Genomic DNA, 18,863 nt, shown 5'->3' with positions numbered 1-18,863 from the left:
AGTTACCTTTTGGTTACTCAATGACCTCTGAGAAACTAGCAATATCTATGCCAGAATCGCAATGCGCTTCCCTTGAAAAGCTGCTTAACCAAATTTCAGGGCAGTGGACAATGTATATTTTGTGGATCTTGGATACTAATGGAGCCATGCGGTTTGGTGAATTAAAACGCAAGGTTGATGGCATTTCACCAAAAGTCTTGACACAACGGTTGCGAATGCTAGAAGAAATAGGAATTGTCTCTCGTAGCTACGAATCAACGATTCCACCACAAGTTTCCTACGAATTGACCGAACGCGGTAAGGAGTTATCTAAGCCGCTTTATGAACTCTGTAATCTTGCTTCACGCTGGTATGGTGACGAGACAAACAACTAAATATTCACCGATCGCTTTTTGAGGCAATCCCCACAATTAACTAAGAAGCTTAACACTTCACCAATCAATGGAAACAGCACCTTACAAGAGCAGCGCGATCGCACTACATGAGCAAAAATTATCATCGATAATCCAATGAACCGCAGTAAGTCTATTTTTTCGTTTCGCACTTTTCGACTAGATAAAGCAATCGCTCTTTAAATTCTCTGACTATATTATTGTTTAGCGATCGCTTTGACTTACAACTGTAGCAGTTACAACTAATGCTGCACCAATTATTCCCCGCACTCCAAGCTGTTCTCCTAAAAACAAAAACGAGAAAAACGTAGCAAAGACTGGTTCTAAAGTATAAAGTAAAGCAACTTCATGGGCAGGAACCCAACGCCCAGCCATTGTCTGAGTCCAAACTGGAGTTGCAGTTACAATTAAACCCAAATAAAGAAAAGTACCAAAGCCAGCAGTAATATCGCGAACATAAACAGCAAAATGCGGCATTGCCCAAATAATACCGATTAGCGCCATTATCCAAAGTTGAACTGCAACTAGGGGTAAGGTAGGGTAGCGTGGTGTCAGTTTTGCCAAAGTCAAAATGTAGATAGCAAAGCTAAGTGCAGCCATGAAGGTTAAAGCATCTCCCCAACTTAGCCCGCCACCTTCCCAAGATAATAAACCAATCCCAGAAATCGCTAATCCCGCCGCTACTAAAATCTTGGCTGGTAACTGTTGACATAAGAAAATGCCTAAAAGCGGTACTAAAATAGCATTGAGGCTAAGAATAAAAGCAGAACGGTTAGCAGAAATAGTTTCTAGCCCCAATACAGTAAGGCTAGTAGCCATAAAACACAAACATCCTAGCAGTACGCCTGCTCCTAGCAAGCGCAGATTAAGTTGGCGCAGCCAGCCAACAAAGGGAACAGCAGCAATAGCAAAGCGAGTAGCAACAATGACCGCAGGTGGAAAGTAGCGTAAGAAATACTTAAGCACTGAAAAAGAAGTTCCCCAAATTAAGACTGTTAGCAGTATTAGCAGGATGCCTCGATTGTGAGATGCTTTAGAGATTGCGGTCATTGGAAATAAATTTTGCCTTAGAGTTGGGATACATTCATCTTGAGTGAAAAAGTTAGCGATCGGCAAAACACAAACTCAATTGCATCCATCAGTGAATTTAATAATGCAAACAATTCCCGCTACTGAAATTACACTGCGCCAACTCAAACAGCTATTTGGGCTACAACAGGCTCAAGATCAAACATTTTTCCCAGAATGGCTTGAGACTGATGCTAATTTGAGTCAAACAGAGCAAAATCTATTAGATCGGCTTAAAGCTAATTTTGGGGAATTGATGGAAGACCCACCGATGCTGGAAAACAGCGTCAAGATGGTAGTGCTTGCTCCATTGTTGGATTTGGCTGGTTTTTATCGTAAGCCATTTCGGATTGAGACGGAAACCAGTGTGGATGTAGAAATGGAGGATGAGGGGATAATTATACGGGGACGCATTGATGTATTAGTGCTAAAAAACCGTCTCTGGCTGTTGGTAATTGAGTCAAAGCGGAGTGATTTTGCAGTAACGCGGGCAATTCCTCAAGCTCTGGCTTATATGTTAGGTAATGCAGATATAGCGCAACCAACCTTTGGCATGATTACAAATGGCAATGAGTTTTTGTTTTTGAAAGGTACTCGTCAACCTACGGCTGAATACGCTACCTCCAGGCTATTTTCGCTAGTGAATCCGAATAATGAGCTTTATACAGTATTGCAGGTGCTAAAAAGGTTAGGAAAAGAAGTAGCTGGAAATAGTTAGCGATCGCACAGCACGATTGAGAAACTCAAAAATATAGGCGATCGCAGCATTATTAGCTAAAAACCACAACAGGAGGTTATCGAGTGATGGCTAAACTAGAGCAATACCGCGAAAATATCCAGAAACTACTGGAAGAATATGCTGCTTTTGGTCGTGGCGATCGCCAAGTTGAAACCGAACTCATTTTCGACACCACCAGAGACCATTATCAGATAGTTCATGTTGGTTGGCAAGGTGACAGGCGAGTTTATGGCTGTATTTTGCACTTAGATATTAAGGATGGGAAAATCTGGCTACAGCATAACGGTACAGAGAATGATATTGCCCAAGAGCTTGTAGAAATGGGAGTACCTAAAAGCGATATTGTTATTGGCTTTCATTCCCCCTTTAAACGCCAATTTACTGAGTACGCTATTAGCTAACATATTTTCAACCGAGAGATCGCACTTGCAGAAGGATTATTGTAATATTTATAACTAATAGACAGCCCATGCTCTGTTCTGATGTAGTGACTTGTTAGGCTGTTCTATTGACTCTGTTATTTACTTATCTTTTTACATATAGCTGCTTGAATTTTGATATCAAATTCAGGGTCGTCTACTGTTGTGATAACTTGAACTGGTCTTTTCCAACGGCGTTCCAAATACGTTTGAAGGGCAGCCGAATCTTGTCGATGTTTAAGAAAATACTGTCTTAATTCTGAATCTGACATAGCTGCATAGTTCACTTGATTCATCAAAGCACCTCACCAGTTGGAGTAATTTGAAATTCAATATCCTCACTCTGTCCTGCCAAAATATACAAATTTTGAGTTTGATTATTGATGCAAATTAAGTGAATGGGTTGAACCATCATGTATGTTAGTTGACAACTTATTCGATACAATCCATGAAGCTGTGCTGATGTTGGTATTTGCAAATCCTCATCTATAAACCACCTGTCATGGTGAGTAAGTTCATCAATAACAAAAAGAGACTTATAAAGCTTTGTTAGAAAAGGCAATTTGTACGAACATTTTGAATGAAACTCAACTTCTCTAACAAACGCGTCGAATGTTCTTATTTGAATAGTGTGAGTCCTTCTATTAAACTGTGCTTTCCGCTCTTGTTTTCTTAGATCTCTTTTTAATTCTGCTTCTCTCCCCATAATTATGATTCCGTACGGAGAGGAGAATGATGTTAATTCCAAAGTGTTTCTGATAGAGCCTTGGTGTTTTGTGCAGTATGTAATGTAATCATCGACCTGACTGATTGCATTTCGCAATTTGTCCGTTTCTACAATCCGACCATCACCATTTTCTTTATATAAGGTATCTTTGGGTGATTTTAAATCCACAACCCACCAAGTTACCCCATCTGAGTTCTCACCAGCAAACAGATAATCTGGTCTTAGCCCTGGACCATTAGTAAAACCGCTCGGCTTAATCCTGGCTTGTGGAATAATCCAACTTCTATGATGACCTGTGCTGAAGAAACTAGAAGTTAATGATAGTAAGGGAAGCCTATTTTTTAGAAGCAAGTCGATTTCAGTTTCACCAGCATTTTTGCGAATCAGTGTAATAAGTTTTTCAATATCATCTCCCGTCACATTGTGAGGGTCAACTCTATATTCTTCAGGAGGAAAATCACCTTTATTAGCGTTAACAAACACGATCCGCCTCACAATCTTGAGTTCAAGTGATGCACTGAATTATAACAGTACAAATGTATTAATGCAAATTGGACTTGTGTAGAGAAGCAAAATTAACCATGCTACTGAGAACTATCAAAAGTAGGACCGCAGTTCAATAAGGTAACTCTAAGTATCAAAGCGCGATCACCTTCCAACCAAATAACCCTACTTGAGTTGAAGCCAAGGCTGTTTGTAACTGATAATAGTTTAAATAGTATTTCGGGATTGAACTCGTGACAGAACAAGGTCGTTACAAAGATACTGTTAATCTGCCTAAGACGAAGTTTGATATGCGGGCGAACGCGATTAAGCGCGAACCGGAGATTCAGCAATTTTGGGCAGACAATCAAATTTACGATCGCCTGTCGCAAAATAATCCTGGCGAAAAGTTTATTCTGCACGATGGACCGCCTTATGCTAATGGTGCGCTGCATATCGGTCATGCTTTAAATAAAATCCTTAAAGATATCATCAACCGCTATCAGCTACTACGAGGCAAAAAAGCCCGCTACGTCCCTGGTTGGGATTGTCACGGTTTGCCAATTGAACTCAAAGTTTTGCAGAACATGAGCAAAAGCGAAAGGCAAAACTTAACTCCTATAGACTTGCGCCACAAAGCTAGAGATTTTGCCTTAACTACAGTCAAAGAACAAAGCGAAAGCTTCCAGCGTTACGGCGTTTGGGGTGATTGGGAGCATCCTTATTTGACGATGACACCAGACTACGAAGCAGCGCAAATCGCTGTCTTTGGGCAAATGGTGTTAAAAGGCTATATTTATCGCGGTTTCAAACCCGTACATTGGAGTCCTAGTTCTAAAACTGCCCTAGCTGAAGCTGAATTAGAATACCCAGAAGGTCATACTTCATCGAGTATCTATGCAGCTTTTCCCATGACTAGCCTTGCTGATGCGGTAAAGCCAGCCTTAGAATCTTACTTGCCGCAATTGAAGGTTGCTATCTGGACGACTACGCCTTGGACTATTCCTGCTAACTTAGCTGTAAGCGTCAATCCTAGCCTTACTTACGCTGTAGTAGAAGTAGATTCTTCAGCTAAATACTTGATAGTAGCAGCAGATTTAGTCGATCGCTTGGCAGAAAAACTCCAAACTCAACTAACTGTTAAAGCAACGGTAAAAGGGAAAGAATTAGAACACTCTACTTACAAACATCCCTTATTTGACCGCGAAAGCAAAATTGTCATTGGTGGCGACTACGTAACTACAGAATCCGGTACGGGATTGGTACATACTGCACCAGGACACGGACAAGAAGATTATATCGTCGGTCAGCGCTACGGTTTGCCGATATTCGCACCTGTAGATGAAAATGGCAACTTTACCCAGGAAGCTGGGCAATTTGTAGGGTTGAATGTTTTGGGAGATGGTAATCAAGCTGTAATTGATGCTTTAACTGATGCTGGTTCATTGTTGAAAATGGAACCTTACGCCCATAAATATCCTTATGATTGGCGCACGAAAAAACCAACTATTTTTAGAGCTACAGAACAGTGGTTTGCATCGGTTTCAGGCTTTAGAGAAGCAGCACTAGAAGCGATCGCATCTGTGCAATGGTTCCCCCCTCAAGGCGAAAATCGCATCACTGCTATGGTGTCAGAACGGGCGGATTGGTGCATTTCTCGTCAGCGCAGTTGGGGCGTACCGATTCCAGTTTTCTATGATGAGGAGACGGGCGAACCGTTGATGAATGAAGAAACGATCGCCTACGTACAAAATATCTTCGCCGAGAAAGGTTCCGATGCTTGGTGGGAAATGTCAGTAGCAGAGTTGTTACCAGAAAAATACCGCGCTGGATCTTATCGCAAAGGGACTGATACAATGGATGTCTGGTTCGATTCTGGCTCATCTTGGGCAGCAGTAGCCAAACAAAGACCAGAATTACAATATCCTGCTGATATTTATTTGGAAGGATCGGATCAACATCGCGGCTGGTTCCAATCTAGTTTATTAACTAGCGTTGCTACTAATGGTATATCGCCTTATAAAACAGTTTTAACTCACGGTTTTACCTTAGACGAACAAGGACGCAAGCAGAGTAAATCTTTGGGTAATGTCATCGATCCTAATGTTGTGATTGCAGGTGGCAAAAATCAACAGGAAGAACCACCCTACGGCGCAGATGTGTTGCGGTTGTGGGTGTCTTCGGTTGATTATTCATCAGATGTGGCAATCAGTAAAAATATCCTCAAGCAAATGGGGGATGTAAGAAATAAAATTCGCAATACGGCGCGGTTTTTACTCGGAAACTTACATGATTTCGATCCTAGTAAAGATGCAGTACCCTACGAACAATTGCCCGAACTCGATCGCTATATGCTGCATCGGATAACTGAAGTATTTACCGAAGTAACTCAAGCTTTCGATCGCTATGCGTTTTTCCGCTTCTTCCAAACTGTGCAAAACTTCTGTGTAGTAGATTTATCCAATTTCTACTTGGATATTGCTAAAGATCGCTTGTATATCAGTGCAGCCAACTCTTTTCGTCGGCGTAGCTGTCAGACAGTATTGAGTGTCGCCTTAGAAAACTTGGCAAAAGCGATCGCACCTGTACTTTGTCATACTGCTGAAGATATTTGGCAGTATATGCCCTACCCCACACCTGCTAAATCGGTATTCGAGGCTGGTTGGGTGCAGTTAGACGAAAAATGGTACAAACCAGAATTAGTAGAATTTTGGCAGCAGGTAAGGAAGATTCGTACTGATGTCAACAAACTTCTCGAATCCGCGCGAATAGCAAAAGAAATTGGTTCTTCTCTAGAAGCTGACGTTGTACTATATATCGCTGATGAAAAGCTCCGTCACCAATTATCTAAATTGACTCACAATAAAGAAAGTAGCGGAGTTGATGAGCTACGGTATTTATTATTGACATCTCATGTTGATCTGCTGTCGCAACCAGAACCACCAGCGTTTACATCCTACTCAACTTTTTATGACGCTGGAGAATGGAAAATTTGGGCTACTTTAGCAGCAGGGGAAAAATGCGATCGCTGTTGGAATTACTCAACTTACGTGGGTAAATCGCAAGAGCATCCAATGTTATGCGATCGCTGTATCTCTGCTTTAGCCGGAACATTTTAGCCTGTAGTTGAGAGCAGGGAAAAGGTGGAAAAAAATCTTTTCTCCCTTTTCCCTTTAACCAAACCGCTTTTATTGCAGTAGATTTAGATCGGTACTATCTAGGAAGGAAGCATTGCCGCTACTTACTCCATTAGATAAGACATTAGGAACTGAGCCTTGGTTACTTGGGTTGAATATGTCCTGTAAGCTAGAAGAGATTTGCCCAATACCGCCTGTTCTTTGAGGTGTAGCAGTTCCCTCAGATGGGTTAATAATATTGTCACCATTGGGCAGCCGCTCGTCAGTCACAATATCATTAGTGCTATCAATGGTAGGAATCGCTGTGGGATTGATAATACTGTCAACATCTTTGGAATTGCCAGCAAATCTTTGTAAATTTCCGTTGTTTGCATTCAAGGTAGCTACCCAAGCATCTACACTACCGCGATCGGTTGCGGTCGTGCCGCCACCTAATATGCCATCAGTTGCTCCAGTAACGTAAAGCTTACCAGTGCTGTCAACGCTCACGCCTGTAGCGTAATCAAGCTTGGATCTGCTGCCAAATTGTTGCACCCATTTATTTGTAACCGTAGTATCAAACTTGGCGACAAAGGCATTATAGTTTGCATCTTTTTTACCTTTGCCTAACTTATCGTTAGAATACCCTGTCAAGTAAATATTGTCTTGGGCATCAATAACCATATCCGATAAGTAAGTGCCATCATCTCCACCAGAACCAAACTGTTTTGTTACTACTTGAGTTCCATCTGGAGCAAACTTGGTAATCCACATATCGTAGGAACCTAGCTTGCTCTTTTTGCCATCGGTTGTGCCGATATCACCTGTAGTCCAACCAGCAACGTAAACATTGCCCTTGCTATCTGTGTCAACATCCCAGGCAAATTCTAGACCCTCATTCGGGCTACCAAACTGTTGTCTCCACTCTACCTGACCGGAGGTGTTTGTTTTTTGAATCCAAGCATCGTACTTTAAAAGGCTGCGAGAGGGATCGGACTCTTTGACTAACCCTTGAGTCCAGCCTACAGCGTAAGAATTACCATCCTTGTCGACGGCAAGATTATAATTTTCGTCAAAGAAAAAGCTGCCGATCTCTGTTGCCCACTGCTGGTTGCCATTGTTGTCAAATTTTGTTACCCAAGAATCATCTTGAACGGCAAAATTGAAGATCTCTTTGTTGGGATTGTCCTTAATAGTTAAGCCCGACACGTAGACATTGCCTGTTGGGTCTAAATCGATACCGAAGGCGGTATTAGAAAGACCGTTGCCAATTTGAAACTGCTTACCCCATACTTGATTGCCATTGGGGTCGTACTTAGCAATCCAACTATCACTACCTGTTTGCTTGGAGGAAAATAAGTTACCACTTGTAGATCCTGCTACGTACAAGTTGCCAGCACTATCTGTAACGGTGTCATAAGCAGTATCAGAAGCAGAAGTACCGATTTGCTTGCCCCACACTTGAGTGCCACTAGAGTTGTATTTAGCAATCCAAGCATCTGTTGAACCTAGATTAGTTCCTTGCAATGGTCCTGTAGTAGAACCAGCCAAATAAAGATTGCCTGAAGGATCGTTAGTAGCACTAAGACTGAGATCGACACCAGTAGTCGCTAATTGCCCAATTTTCCTTGATGTGGGTTTGTTTTTTGGTTTTGTACCTGTGTATTTGAAATATGGATCTGTCAGATTTAAGGTTACTTCTGGCTTGGCAATTATGTAAGTTACAAGGTCTGGTGCACCTTGTTGCAACGAAAAGACTGCTTTGCCATAAAAAAGCTGCTCGACTCCTTCAACTTTTAAGCCATTAACATCTACCAATAGATAATCTTTGGCACTACCATTAAGCTGAATGCTATCTTGAGCAGGATTGAAGTCATAAACAACAGCAAATTCATTCAAACCAAGCAAGTTGGTAGTTGTGAGGTTACTAGCATCTCTAGTGACGTAATATGGCTGATATTCATCTCCCAAAACAAACCTATCTGCCCCAGCAGTTGGTAAATCTGTATCTAAAATCGCTAAGGGATTACCAGCACCAATAGCTAGGATAGTTCCATACTCTTCTACAGAGTTGTCAAATAAGTCCCCGAATAAAAAATCAATATTTTGTCCTTGGCTGCCGTTGGCAACTGGGACATCACCATATATAGTATCGTTGCCCTTGCGCCCTAATATAATTTCAAAATTTGTATCTCCCCCAAATACTAGATCGCTAGCAGGTGTATATAGGGAGGCGGAAAATGTAGAGGTAGGTTCAGCCATTTGTGTTCAATCCTTGGGATAAATAAGGAGGAAAGCAGTTTGACGGGCGGATTTGGGAGGACACTTGTTTTGGTCGGGTTCCCCGCCCAAACAACGTGTCTGGTGAGGTTTTCTCCCGAATTAGATAGCGTGTTGACACTAATTGGGCATGGATTTTGATTTAGTTTTGAGTATTTATCTCTTAACTAAAAGCGGAGATTTTTCGGCAGACTGGTTGAAATTGGGCGCAACGAAAGTCAGAACTAATACTGCTCCTACTAAAAGCGCAATAGAACCAACTAGCACAACTGCGTGCAGCCCCGATACAAAAGCTTCGTTAGTTGCTTGCTGCAAGGCTTGAGGAGAAATGCTAGGAGGAAGATTGGCAGGAATTTTATTGCCACCGTGTAAGGCATTGGCGATAATTTGCTCTTGCAGGTTGGCAGGTAAGCCCCAAGATGTTAGTAACCGCCCTAGTTCTGAAGTTAGTTGTTGACTAAAAATTGTGCCTTGGAGAGCAACTCCCAAAACACCACCAAGGCGGTTGCTAGTGCTGAGGATTGCCGAGGCAATTCCGACTTGAGATGAAATGACCGTACTCATAGCTGCGGCTGTTAGGGGTGCTAGGGCTAAACCAGCACCAAAGCCAGAGATAACGAGAGTGCTGACGATCGCTCTATATTCGGTATTTGGACTAATACGCAGGAATGACAGTGTAGCTACACCTGCCAATACTAGCCCGACTGTTATGGCGCTGCGCCATCCTAGCCGAGCAGCAAACCAGCCCGAACATAGCAAAGCGATCGCAAAAGCTCCATTCAACGGCAAAAAGCGCAAACCTGCTGCTGCTGCCGAATAACCCTGTACTTGTTGTAAGAACAGGCTGAACATGAACAGCAAGCCTACAAGAGTAAACAGTAATAAAACAGACACGACATTGACTATAGCAAACGTTGGATTCTTGAACAACGGTAGCGGCAACATTGGGTAAGCAGTGCGAGATTCTACCCACAAAAAACTGCCAAAGCTAATTCCAGCAAAAATTAGCAGCGCTCCCGATCCTCCCGTATTTCCCTCTGTAAAGGCGTAGGCAAGGCAAGCTAGGATAACGATACTGAGTAACAAACCTGGCACGTCAAGACGCCGATCCCGTAAACCTTTACTCTCTTTTACAGCCCGAACAGTAAGGGCAAAAGCGATCGCGCCCATCGGTATGTTAAGAAAAAATACACTTTGCCAGCCCAAGGTATCTACTAGCAGTCCGCCTAAGACTGGACCAGCGATAAAAGCTATTCCTGACACCGCCGACCAAATCCCAATTGCTTTAGTTTGCTCTTGCGGATCGGGAAAAGTATCAGTCACGATCGCCAGCGTACTAGGAATTAAAGCCGCCGCCCCAACTCCTTGCAGAACGCGCCCAGCAATCAAAATCTCCAAATTAGGAGCAAAGCCACAGATTAGCGAGGAAATGGTAAAAATAACAAGTCCTACTAACAACACGCGCTTGCGCCCGTAGATATCTCCTAAAGTTCCGCTAGTAAGTAATAGACTAGCTGCTGTCAAAGTATAGGCATTGACAACCCATTGCAAACCCGATACACCAGAATCCAGACTCATCTGAATTTTGGGCAGCGCTACGTTGACAACAGTATCGTCTAAATTAGCCATGAATAGAGCGCAACACATAGCTACTAGAGCGATCGCTTTAACACTACCTCGCTTCATTCTCGATCCCCCTGTAGTCCCCCTTGTCTCCTCAACTTTCTACCTGCTTGAGAAAACCTGATTCGTAGCTGCTTCAGCACCAACTAGGTTTTGTAAGAACTCAGAAATTTCAAATACGGCGCGATTGTTCGCATTAGCAGCATTCCTTTGGTAAAGAGCAAAAGTTTCTGGCTGTAAAAACTGCTCGACTGCTTTACCAATTTGGCGGAAACTAGGCAGCACTATACCCATCTGGTTCTCTTCTACCCAAGTAGTGTTATAGCGTTCGTGGATGAGCGTAGATGCGTTTCGCTCCATAATCATTGGTCGCTTCATTACTAGCGCCTCGCTCACACTACAAGCACCTGGTTTGTTAATGAGGAAATCAGACAAATGCATATAGTAAGGAATGTCTTGAGTAAAAGCTGTAACAAACCTCTTTTGAGAGCCTTGGCTTTCCCGCAACTGCGTAGCTAGTTCTTCATTGCGCCCGCAAATAAAGATAAGTTGTAGCTTTTGGTCAAAACGCTCTAGTTGTTTGGCAATATCTAGCATGATGGGCGAACCGTAACCGCCAAATAAGACAAGTCCCGTCAAACAATCGGGATCTAAACCCAAACGCTCTTTTTCGACGGCGCGATCGCATTTTATCGGTTCGTAGAAGCGCGGATGCACAATCGTTCCTGAAGTTCTGACAATATATTCTTGCTCAACTCCCATAGCATCAGCTTGTTCTACAGTCTTTTGGGTAGGACACATGACATAACTTTGAGTTTCTGGTTCTAGCCAAAAAGCTGGAGGATAATCGGCATAATCGCCAATAATCGTTACGTAGGGAGTACCAGGAAGCGCTTGTTGGAGGCTTTGCCACAGTCCTTTGTTGTATAGCGGCATAACTGAGACTACCAAGTCTGGTTGTTGTTCGCGCCAGTATTGCTCGAAAAACTGCACCCCAGCATCGTGATTGAGCTTGACAAGTAATTTATTGAGGCGCATTTTTAAGGGCCAAAGCCAAGTCCAGCCACTTTTCATCATTTTGTTATACAAGTCATGACCTGAAAAGCCCATCATGTTGTATGCATTGACAACCTGTTTTTGTGCAGCGAGGCTGTCAATAATGTCATCCATATCTGTAACTTGGAACTCCCAAGGGAGATGTTGCGCTGAAGAGATCGCTTTGAGGGCATTATACATAGCATAATGTCCCCCGCCACCTTGTCCGGTAATGACATTAACTTTCAACTTGTTCTGCACAGATGATTGATACTGATTCATGAGATTTACACCTTTGTTTTTAAACGTCGATTGGAAATGATTTTTCTTGCCTGCACTGCTTTTACTCTTGCTTGATAATCAGGAAATTCTGTTCCCATCAATTTATCCCACCATCTAAAAGTCACGGCATAATTTCCCCTAACTTTTTCGTGATGCATATTATGGTGCGTACTGGGATTTTTCCAATTGGTTAATTTGGAATTTGTAAACCATTGAGGATAAATTTCATAACCAAGATGATCCACGACTGAATTAATTAATGTTAGTAACAACCAAAGATCTACAGCGATACTGTGAACGGGAATAATAGATGGGGTTAATCTATAGCCAAAAAATAAGATGGCAGCTTCTAAAGGATGAAAAGAATAAGTCGTAAACGGATTGGGATCGTTGCTGTAATGATGAACTTTGTGGACGCGACGGTAAAGTATAGAATGGTGTAATAAACGATGCGCCCAATAAAAATAGGTGTCATCAATAACTAACATTAAAAATATGCTGAAAAAGAAGTAAGTCCAGCCATACTTACTAATATCATTATAATAATTGTCATAAAATAAACCATAGCGATCGCCAGGGATTGCTATAGATAAAAACCAATTAATCGTGCCAATAACTACAAAAGTTAACAGGCTAGAGCCAATTTCTCGCAAAATGATAGTTGTTTTTGTTCTCGGTCTAGGTTGAATGCGGAAATGGGTGAGTTTTGGTCCGAGAATTAACCAAAAAACTAGAAAGCTAACAAGTGTTAATCGAAAATAGTTGTTACTAGCATAGAGTAGTGTTTCTTGAATACTGTACAGTAAACCTTGAGCTAGCTCTATAAATGTCTTTTGAGTAAATTCCTCAATTTGATTCACTGTTGCTACCTATAGATTGAAAGAGGTAAGGAGGTAGGAGATAAACAGGAGAAATTAAATTTTTATTTAACCTATTGGTCGCTTGCTAATGCTCCTTCGGTAAGCGAATGAGTAGCAAACAAATTTTGAATAAAATCAGAAATTTCAAATATGGCGCGATTGTTTATATCGGCAACATTTGCCTGGTATCGAGCGAAAGTTTCTGGTTGTAAAAACTGCTCGACTGCTTTACCAATTTGACTAAAATTGGGAATAACTATGCCTACTTCGTTTTGCTCTACCCATACCGTGTTGTAGAGTTCGTGGATCAGCGTGGAAATATTGCGTTCTACAATTACAGGTAGATTCATTACTGTAGCTTCACTAAGGCAAGCAGGACCAGGTTTGCCAATAAAAAAATCAGACAAATGCATGAAGTAAGGAATGTCTTTAGTAAAACCAGTAACAAACCTACGTTGTTCGCCTCGACTTTGGTGCAACTGGGCGGCTAGTTCTTCATTGCGTCCGCAAATAAAAATTAGTTGCAGCTTTTGCTGAAAATGCTCTAGTTGTTGGGCAATGTCTAGCATCACTTTTGAGCCATAACCGCCAAATAAGACAAGTCCCGTCAAACAATCGGGATCTAAACCCAAAAGCTTTCTTTCGGCAGCGCGATCGCATTTTACCTGTTTGTAAAAGTTAGGGTGAATTGATATTCCTGAAGTTTTGACAATACATTTTTGCTTAACTCCTATAGCATGAGCTTGTTCTACAGCTTTTTCGGTAGGACACATTACGTAGCTCTGGATTTCTGGTTCGTGCCAAAAGGCTGGAGGATAATCAGCCATATCAACCATAACTGTGACATAAGGAGTGTTTGGAAGGGCTTGTTGCAGGCTTTGCCACAGTCCTTTGTTGTACAAGGGCATTACTGAAACTACCAAGTCTGGTTGTTGTTCGCGCCAGTATTGCTCGAAAAACTTCACCCCAGCATCGTGATTGAGCTTGACAAGTAGTTTGTTGAGGCGCATTTTTAGGGGCCAAAGCCAAGTCCAGCCGCTTTTCATCATCATGTTATATAAGTCATGTCCCGAAAAGCCCATCATGTTGTAGGCATTGACAACTTGTTTTTGTTCGGCAAGACTGTCAACAATGTCATCCATGTCTGTAACTTGAAACTCCCAAGGGAGATTTTGCTCAAGAGCGATCGCTTTGAGGGCATTATACATAGCATAATGTCCCCCACCACCTTGTCCGGTAATGACATTGATTGTGAACGGTTTTTCTGTAAGGGGTAAAGGGTCTTCCATAAAATCAAGGATTCCTATTTAAGAAATTGAACTACACACTTTTGCGAAAAGCGATCGCCATTCCAGAACGAAAACTGAGCCAATAGCCGAAAATAGCGTAGAAGAGAAATTTGTAGGAAGTGAATGCTTTGCCTATTTTGAGCGGCTCAAATAGCACATCTAGCGAACCATCCAACAAGCTTGTGTATGTATGCACCGCACGAGGATTAAAGCCAAACCAGCGCGTATCGTCGTATCTGCGGTCAAAAAAACGTACAGGCTCCCATCCTTGATTTCTACCTAGAAATTCCAGGGTTTGGCGAGTGTATAGATGCAGGTGATAGGGAACGTGTACGAAGTGATAATGATCGGATACGTCGGGTCGGTTGAGGTCGAGATTGGCAGCATTAGGCGTACCAAGCAAAATATAACCGCCAGGGGATAGCAGGCTATTTAACTTGCCAAGGAAGGCATGAGGATCTTCGACGTGTTCGATTACATCTTGGCTGATGATGTAGTCAAACTTTTCGCGCTGCAAGATTGCCGGATCGCCGAAGCTATCTTTTGCGCCGTAAGGATCGTAGCCGCAGGCACGAGTAAAGCCGCATTGTTGCAGATAGCGCACAAATAGCCCGTTAGCACCACAGCCATAATCGAGTAACGAGCAAGATTTAGAGAAACCTACCTGTGTAAGCTGACGACGCAAGTTGCCAAACATGACTCGGTAGGAACTGGTTAATTGAGCTTGGAAAAGCGGGAATTTGGCATAGTAGCGATCGAGATCGACCACATCTAAACAATGAATTGACTGACAATCGGGACAGCGCCAAACTTTAAACTTTTCGTCTAAGAAGGCTCTAACATTGCAAGGAAACGTGAAAAATGCAGACTCATCGTTAGGATTGACACGATAATCACAAATCGGGCAGTCAAGACGTTGCTTGCCTGTAGTAGCGGGCTTTTGTTGTAGTTCTTGTTGTCTTGGCATCTTAGCAAAAAAGATTAACTACGTTGTTAGACAAGAGCAGGTGCTATTTCTTTTTCAAATAGACCTAATGCCCTTACTACTGCTTGATCCATGTCGTAATACTTGTAATCTGCTAGCCGTCCGGCAAATAGAACTGTACCTTTGAGCTTTTCTATTTCTTTGAGGTAGAGACTGAGGCGATCGCGGTTATCGTTGTTCAAGATGGGATAATAAGGATCGTTTTTGCCTGGTACGTAAGCTTGAGGATATTCCGATACCAAAGTAGTTTTGGGAGAAGTTTGTCCTGACAAATACTTCTGCTCGGTGATGCGGGTAATATCGTAGTCGTTGGGATAATTTACCGTACCTACTTCTTGAAAGCATTCGCGATCTAAAGTTTCAAATTGAAAGCGCAGACTGCGATAGGGTAGTTCGCCATACATATAATCGAAGAAAGTATCGATTGGTCCGGTGCAAACGATCCGATTGAACTTAATATCGTCAATTGTCTCGCGGTAATCGGTGTTGAGGAGAACTTTAATATTAGGATGATCTAACATCCGATTGAACATTTCGGTATAGCCCAGCTTAGGCATAGCTTGGTACGGGTCTTGAAAATAGCGATTATCTCGACTGATATATACTGGGACGCGCCCCGTGACACCGCGATCTAGTTCTTCTGGTTTTACTCCCCACTGCTTCATGGTGTAGCGGAGAAAAACATTTTCGTAAATGTAATCAGCAAGAAAGCTTAAATCGCCACTAGCACTCTCGCGCAGTTTTAAAATCGGGACTTTGACCCCAAAACCAAAGTTTTCGAGCAGTAAACCTTCTAGTTTCTCGGCATATTTGGGCGGAAATAGTGCATATAGGGAATTGAGATTAAAGGGAATTGGAACTTTTTTGCCCTCCAATACTCCTAGCACTTGATGATAGTAAGGTCGCCAATCGGTAAATTGCGATAGGTAATCCCAGACTTTTTTTGACTTGGTGTGAAAGATGTGCGGTCCGTATTTGTGGACGAGAATGCCATGCTCGTTGTAATGATCGTAAGCATTGCCGCCGATATGGTTGCGCTTTTCGACAATTAGCACTCTTTGTCCAAGCACAGTTGCTAATCTTTCAGCCAAAACGCAGGCTGAGTATCCCGCACCAATAATTAGCCAATCAAATTTCATTTGCGATTACTCCTTGGTTGTGGGTTGCAATCGTTGCCATAAATGTTCTGCGACTCGTAAAGCGTTGGCGATAATTGTGAGCGTGGGGTTTAATGCAGCACTCGAAGGAAAAAAGCTGCCGTCAACGACGTAAAGGTTATCAACGTCGTGAGTGCGGCAATTGAGGTCGAGTACAGAAGTTTGGGGATCTTCGCCAAAACGACAAGTACCGCACTGATGCCCGACATCTTCTAGGCTCATTTTGGTAGTCATTAAAATTGCCAATGGTGGCATGGACTTTAATATTTCTTTCCAGCGTTCGATTAAGCGCTGATAGGCAATTTCATTGTTATTGGTGTAGTCAAGAAATATTTTGTTGTTGCTGACTCGCACGCGATTGTGCGGCTCTGGCAAGTCTTCTGTCATCAAAAACCAGCCAGTAGTGCGACTTGCAACTGCTTTATATACTTCTTTTGGCACAAAAGGCGGTCCTTTGGCAGCGGCTCGATCTTCAGTGATGTTGCCCAGAGTTTGCACGTGTCCCATTGGATAATCAAAGTCTTTTTCTCCCCAATAAAAGTCATTAACAGCAAGGGTTTTCGGATAAATTGTCGGATTTTGTTGTAGGCTCAAAGCGACGATCGCTGTAATTCGATGGCGCATATAATTGCGTCCCACTAGGTCAGAACTATTGGCTAATCCGTGAGGATGGCGATCGCTTGCCGAACGCAATAGCAATACGGCAGAATTGATTGCCCCGCAAGCAAGTACGACTATATCTCCCGAAAAAAACTGACTCTCGCCAGCAATTTGAGCTTCTATACTTGTTACCTGATTGCCGGAGGCGTTAGTATGCAAGCGCAATACTTTGGCTTCGGTAATTAAAGTCACGTTGTTATAACTCATTGCTGGGCGCACGCCGATTACATCAGCATCGGCTTTGGCATTGAGCAAACACGGGAAGCCGTCGCAGGTAGGGCAGCGAATACAAGCACTTAAAAACGAATCGACTTCATTTAGCTTGACTCCCAAAGGTTGATAGCAAGGATGCAACCCCCGCTCTTTGAGGGCGTAATAGATTTTTTCTATATGGGGTTCGTGGCTAATCGGTGGAAAAGGATAATCTTCACTGCTAGGTGGTTCGGTGGGGTCGAGTCCTCTTTTGCCACGTACTTCGTAAAGTTTTTCCGCGCGATCGTAGTAAGGGGCAAAATCTGGGTATTTCAAAGCCCATTCTGGCGAAATTCCCTCTTTATGAATAACCGTTTCAAAGTCGCGTTCGCGCAATCTATACAAGGCACTACCGTAAAATTTGGTATTACCGCCAACATAGTAATGAGTAAAGGGATTTACTGCTTCGCCGTTCTTGCCATACCACACTTCTTTTGTGCGATAGCGATCTTTGCCATAAACTTCTTTGGAGTCCCAATTAGCTTTTTCTTTAGGGAGAAAATTGCCTCGTTCCAACAATAAAATTTTCTTGCCACTAGGAGCTAGTGCATTTGCTAGAGTTCCGCCACCCGCACCCGTACCAATGATAATGACATCGTAATGTTCGTTAACCATGTCTGTTGTTTGTTGAATTTAGGGAAAGGGCGATCGCGCTATGCTAATTTTTGTGCTTGCATCTGATATTCGGCACAGCTTTGGTTTGTCTTAACTACCCCTAGTTTTTGAAATACCATGTCGCCAAATTGCGGGAAAAACTGTGACATGGCAAACAGAAACTTAAGATTAAATCCGTCTATAACTACTTCTTTCTGGTTTTGGGCGATCGCTTGCAGCACTCTATCTGCTACTTCTGTAGGTTCGGTAATCTGAGCGGCGCTAGGAGCTATTTGCCCTAACGCTAGATACATTCCAGCATTGGTACAGCCAGGACAAACCACTGATACGCCAATGTTGGTATCGGCTAATTCTTGCCTAATTGCATCTGACCACATAATTAACCCCGCTTTACTAGCTGAATAAATGCTGTTGAAAGGCGCTCCTTTTTTGCCAGAACCAGAGGAAATATTGACAATATGACCGCTACCGCGCTTTAGCATACTTGGCATCACCAAACGGGTTAACTCCATTGGTGAGAGCAGGTTAGTTGTAAGAATAGATTGAGTGTCTTCTAAGGTATAGGTTTGAAAAGGTCGGAACTTCTCGATTGCGGCATTGTTAATCAAAATGTCGATATGACGACCTGTTAGCTGCTGAATTTGCGCTACCAAGTCTGGTAATTTGTCTAATTCGCAGAGATTAAAGGGAATACCCAACCATTTACCGCCTAGCGCCTCAACCTCTGCACCTACGCGCTCTAAACCTGCTGGAGAACGAGAAATACCAACTACAGTTGCTTGCTCTTTGGCTAGCGCCCGCGCAATAAATTCGCCAATACCCCCAGATGCGCCAGTTAGAACTACTAATTTGTCTGCTATGGTTTTCATGACTTATGTGTA

16 protein-coding genes and 1 pseudogene are annotated in these 18,863 nt (G+C 42.7%); 4 read left to right on the top strand and 13 right to left on the bottom strand.

Translation table 11 applies throughout. The annotated features are described in order from the left end of the window. The first annotated feature begins 47 nt into the window (after positions 1-47). Positions 48-374: a winged helix-turn-helix transcriptional regulator gene (locus tag UH38_RS11615; RefSeq protein WP_052672356.1), complete on the top strand. Its 327-nt coding sequence runs from the start codon at positions 48-50 to the stop codon at positions 372-374. 222 nt (positions 375-596) lie between these two features. Here the strand turns inward: UH38_RS11615 and UH38_RS11610 are convergent, their stop codons facing one another. Then, positions 597-1,442, bottom strand: a complete 846-nt coding sequence (locus UH38_RS11610; RefSeq protein ID WP_045054801.1) for a DMT family transporter — start codon at positions 1,440-1,442, stop codon at positions 597-599. Positions 1,443-1,545: 103 nt separating this feature from the next. On the opposite strand from UH38_RS11610, the gene UH38_RS11605 reads away from it, so the two are divergent. Together UH38_RS11605 and UH38_RS11600 are read left to right on the top strand one after the other, a co-directional pair. Continuing rightward, entirely contained in the window at positions 1,546-2,178 is a 633-nt protein-coding gene (locus UH38_RS11605) for a type I restriction enzyme HsdR N-terminal domain-containing protein (protein ID WP_235355207.1), read from the top strand. 86 nt (positions 2,179-2,264) lie between these two features. Further along, the gene (locus tag UH38_RS11600) at positions 2,265-2,600 is read left to right on the top strand and encodes a XisI protein (protein ID WP_045054800.1); all 336 of its coding nucleotides are present in this window, start codon (positions 2,265-2,267) and stop codon (positions 2,598-2,600) included. Positions 2,601-2,716: 116 nt separating this feature from the next. Here UH38_RS11600 and UH38_RS11595 read toward each other — a convergent pair whose 3' ends face one another. From UH38_RS11595 to UH38_RS28160, 3 genes and pseudogenes are all read right to left on the bottom strand, one after another. Beyond that, a complete protein-coding gene (locus UH38_RS11595; RefSeq protein WP_045054799.1) occupies positions 2,717-2,914 on the bottom strand; it encodes a DUF6887 family protein in 198 nt (65 codons plus the stop codon). Continuing rightward, positions 2,914-3,090, bottom strand: a complete 177-nt coding sequence (locus tag UH38_RS28165) for a DUF6888 family protein (protein WP_407640448.1) — start codon at positions 3,088-3,090, stop codon at positions 2,914-2,916. Before UH38_RS28165 ends, UH38_RS11595 begins: the two co-directional genes overlap by 1 nt. A 141-nt stretch (positions 3,091-3,231) precedes the next feature. Then, positions 3,232-3,765 (bottom strand): annotated as a pseudogene (locus tag UH38_RS28160) (Shedu anti-phage system protein SduA domain-containing protein); the annotation flags it as partial. 317 nt (positions 3,766-4,082) lie between these two features. Here UH38_RS28160 and ileS point away from each other — a divergent pair. Continuing rightward, positions 4,083-6,947: an isoleucine--tRNA ligase gene (gene ileS / locus UH38_RS11585; RefSeq protein ID WP_045054797.1), complete on the top strand. Its 2,865-nt coding sequence runs from the start codon at positions 4,083-4,085 to the stop codon at positions 6,945-6,947. 69 nt (positions 6,948-7,016) lie between these two features. Here the strand turns inward: ileS and UH38_RS11580 are convergent, their stop codons facing one another. The 9 genes from UH38_RS11580 to UH38_RS11540 form a co-directional block, all read right to left on the bottom strand. Then, positions 7,017-9,206 (bottom strand): SBBP repeat-containing protein, encoded by a 2,190-nt coding sequence (locus UH38_RS11580; protein ID WP_052672355.1) that lies wholly within the window; start codon positions 9,204-9,206, stop codon positions 7,017-7,019. 174 nt (positions 9,207-9,380) lie between these two features. Further along, positions 9,381-10,910: an MFS transporter gene (locus UH38_RS11575; RefSeq protein ID WP_052672354.1), complete on the bottom strand. Its 1,530-nt coding sequence runs from the start codon at positions 10,908-10,910 to the stop codon at positions 9,381-9,383. Between the two features lie 39 nt (positions 10,911-10,949). Further along, positions 10,950-12,164: an MGDG synthase family glycosyltransferase gene (locus tag UH38_RS11570; protein ID WP_045054796.1), complete on the bottom strand. Its 1,215-nt coding sequence runs from the start codon at positions 12,162-12,164 to the stop codon at positions 10,950-10,952. 5 nt (positions 12,165-12,169) lie between these two features. Beyond that, positions 12,170-13,024: a sterol desaturase family protein gene (locus tag UH38_RS11565; RefSeq protein ID WP_052672353.1), complete on the bottom strand. Its 855-nt coding sequence runs from the start codon at positions 13,022-13,024 to the stop codon at positions 12,170-12,172. Positions 13,025-13,095: 71 nt separating this feature from the next. After that, positions 13,096-14,313: an MGDG synthase family glycosyltransferase gene (locus UH38_RS11560; protein ID WP_045054795.1), complete on the bottom strand. Its 1,218-nt coding sequence runs from the start codon at positions 14,311-14,313 to the stop codon at positions 13,096-13,098. 31 nt (positions 14,314-14,344) lie between these two features. Then, positions 14,345-15,280 carry a class I SAM-dependent methyltransferase gene (locus UH38_RS11555; protein WP_045054794.1) on the bottom strand — a complete coding sequence of 312 codons (936 nt, stop codon included), beginning with the start codon at positions 15,278-15,280 and terminating at the stop codon, positions 14,345-14,347. 26 nt (positions 15,281-15,306) lie between these two features. Beyond that, entirely contained in the window at positions 15,307-16,437 is a 1,131-nt protein-coding gene (gene glf, locus UH38_RS11550; protein ID WP_045054793.1) for a UDP-galactopyranose mutase, read from the bottom strand. 6 nt (positions 16,438-16,443) lie between these two features. Continuing rightward, entirely contained in the window at positions 16,444-17,982 is a 1,539-nt protein-coding gene (locus UH38_RS11545; RefSeq protein ID WP_045054792.1) for a GMC oxidoreductase, read from the bottom strand. A gap of 38 nt (positions 17,983-18,020) precedes the next feature. Next, a complete protein-coding gene (locus UH38_RS11540; RefSeq protein WP_045054791.1) occupies positions 18,021-18,851 on the bottom strand; it encodes an SDR family NAD(P)-dependent oxidoreductase in 831 nt (276 codons plus the stop codon). Between the last annotated feature and the right edge of the window lie 12 nt (positions 18,852-18,863).

The sequence above is a fragment of the Aliterella atlantica CENA595 genome, assembly GCF_000952155.1.
Taxonomy (GTDB): Bacteria; Cyanobacteriota; Cyanobacteriia; order Cyanobacteriales; family Chroococcidiopsidaceae; genus Aliterella; species Aliterella atlantica.
Note: the sequence above shows the minus strand (reverse complement) of the source record. Positions and strands in the feature narration are given on the sequence as shown.

Bases quoted from the DNA above. Each gene is read 5' to 3' on its own strand.
- UH38_RS11605 (WP_235355207.1), top strand. From the start codon at position 1,546: ATGCAAACAATTCCCGCTACTGAAATTACACTGCGCCAACTCAAACAG.
- UH38_RS11540 (WP_045054791.1), bottom strand. From the start codon at position 18,851: ATGAAAACCATAGCAGACAAATTAGTAGTTCTAACTGGCGCATCTGGG.
- UH38_RS11610 (WP_045054801.1), bottom strand. From the start codon at position 1,442: ATGACCGCAATCTCTAAAGCATCTCACAATCGAGGCATCCTGCTAATA.
- UH38_RS11575 (WP_052672354.1), bottom strand. From the start codon at position 10,910: ATGAAGCGAGGTAGTGTTAAAGCGATCGCTCTAGTAGCTATGTGTTGC.
- UH38_RS11545 (WP_045054792.1), bottom strand. From the start codon at position 17,982: ATGGTTAACGAACATTACGATGTCATTATCATTGGTACGGGTGCGGGT.
- glf (WP_045054793.1), bottom strand. From the start codon at position 16,437: ATGAAATTTGATTGGCTAATTATTGGTGCGGGATACTCAGCCTGCGTT.
- UH38_RS11595 (WP_045054799.1), bottom strand. From the start codon at position 2,914: ATGAATCAAGTGAACTATGCAGCTATGTCAGATTCAGAATTAAGACAG.
- UH38_RS11570 (WP_045054796.1), bottom strand. From the start codon at position 12,164: ATGAATCAGTATCAATCATCTGTGCAGAACAAGTTGAAAGTTAATGTC.
- UH38_RS11615 (WP_052672356.1), top strand. From the start codon at position 48: ATGCCAGAATCGCAATGCGCTTCCCTTGAAAAGCTGCTTAACCAAATT.
- UH38_RS11560 (WP_045054795.1), bottom strand. From the start codon at position 14,313: ATGGAAGACCCTTTACCCCTTACAGAAAAACCGTTCACAATCAATGTC.
- UH38_RS11600 (WP_045054800.1), top strand. From the start codon at position 2,265: ATGGCTAAACTAGAGCAATACCGCGAAAATATCCAGAAACTACTGGAA.
- UH38_RS11555 (WP_045054794.1), bottom strand. From the start codon at position 15,280: ATGCCAAGACAACAAGAACTACAACAAAAGCCCGCTACTACAGGCAAG.
- UH38_RS11580 (WP_052672355.1), bottom strand. From the start codon at position 9,206: ATGGCTGAACCTACCTCTACATTTTCCGCCTCCCTATATACACCTGCT.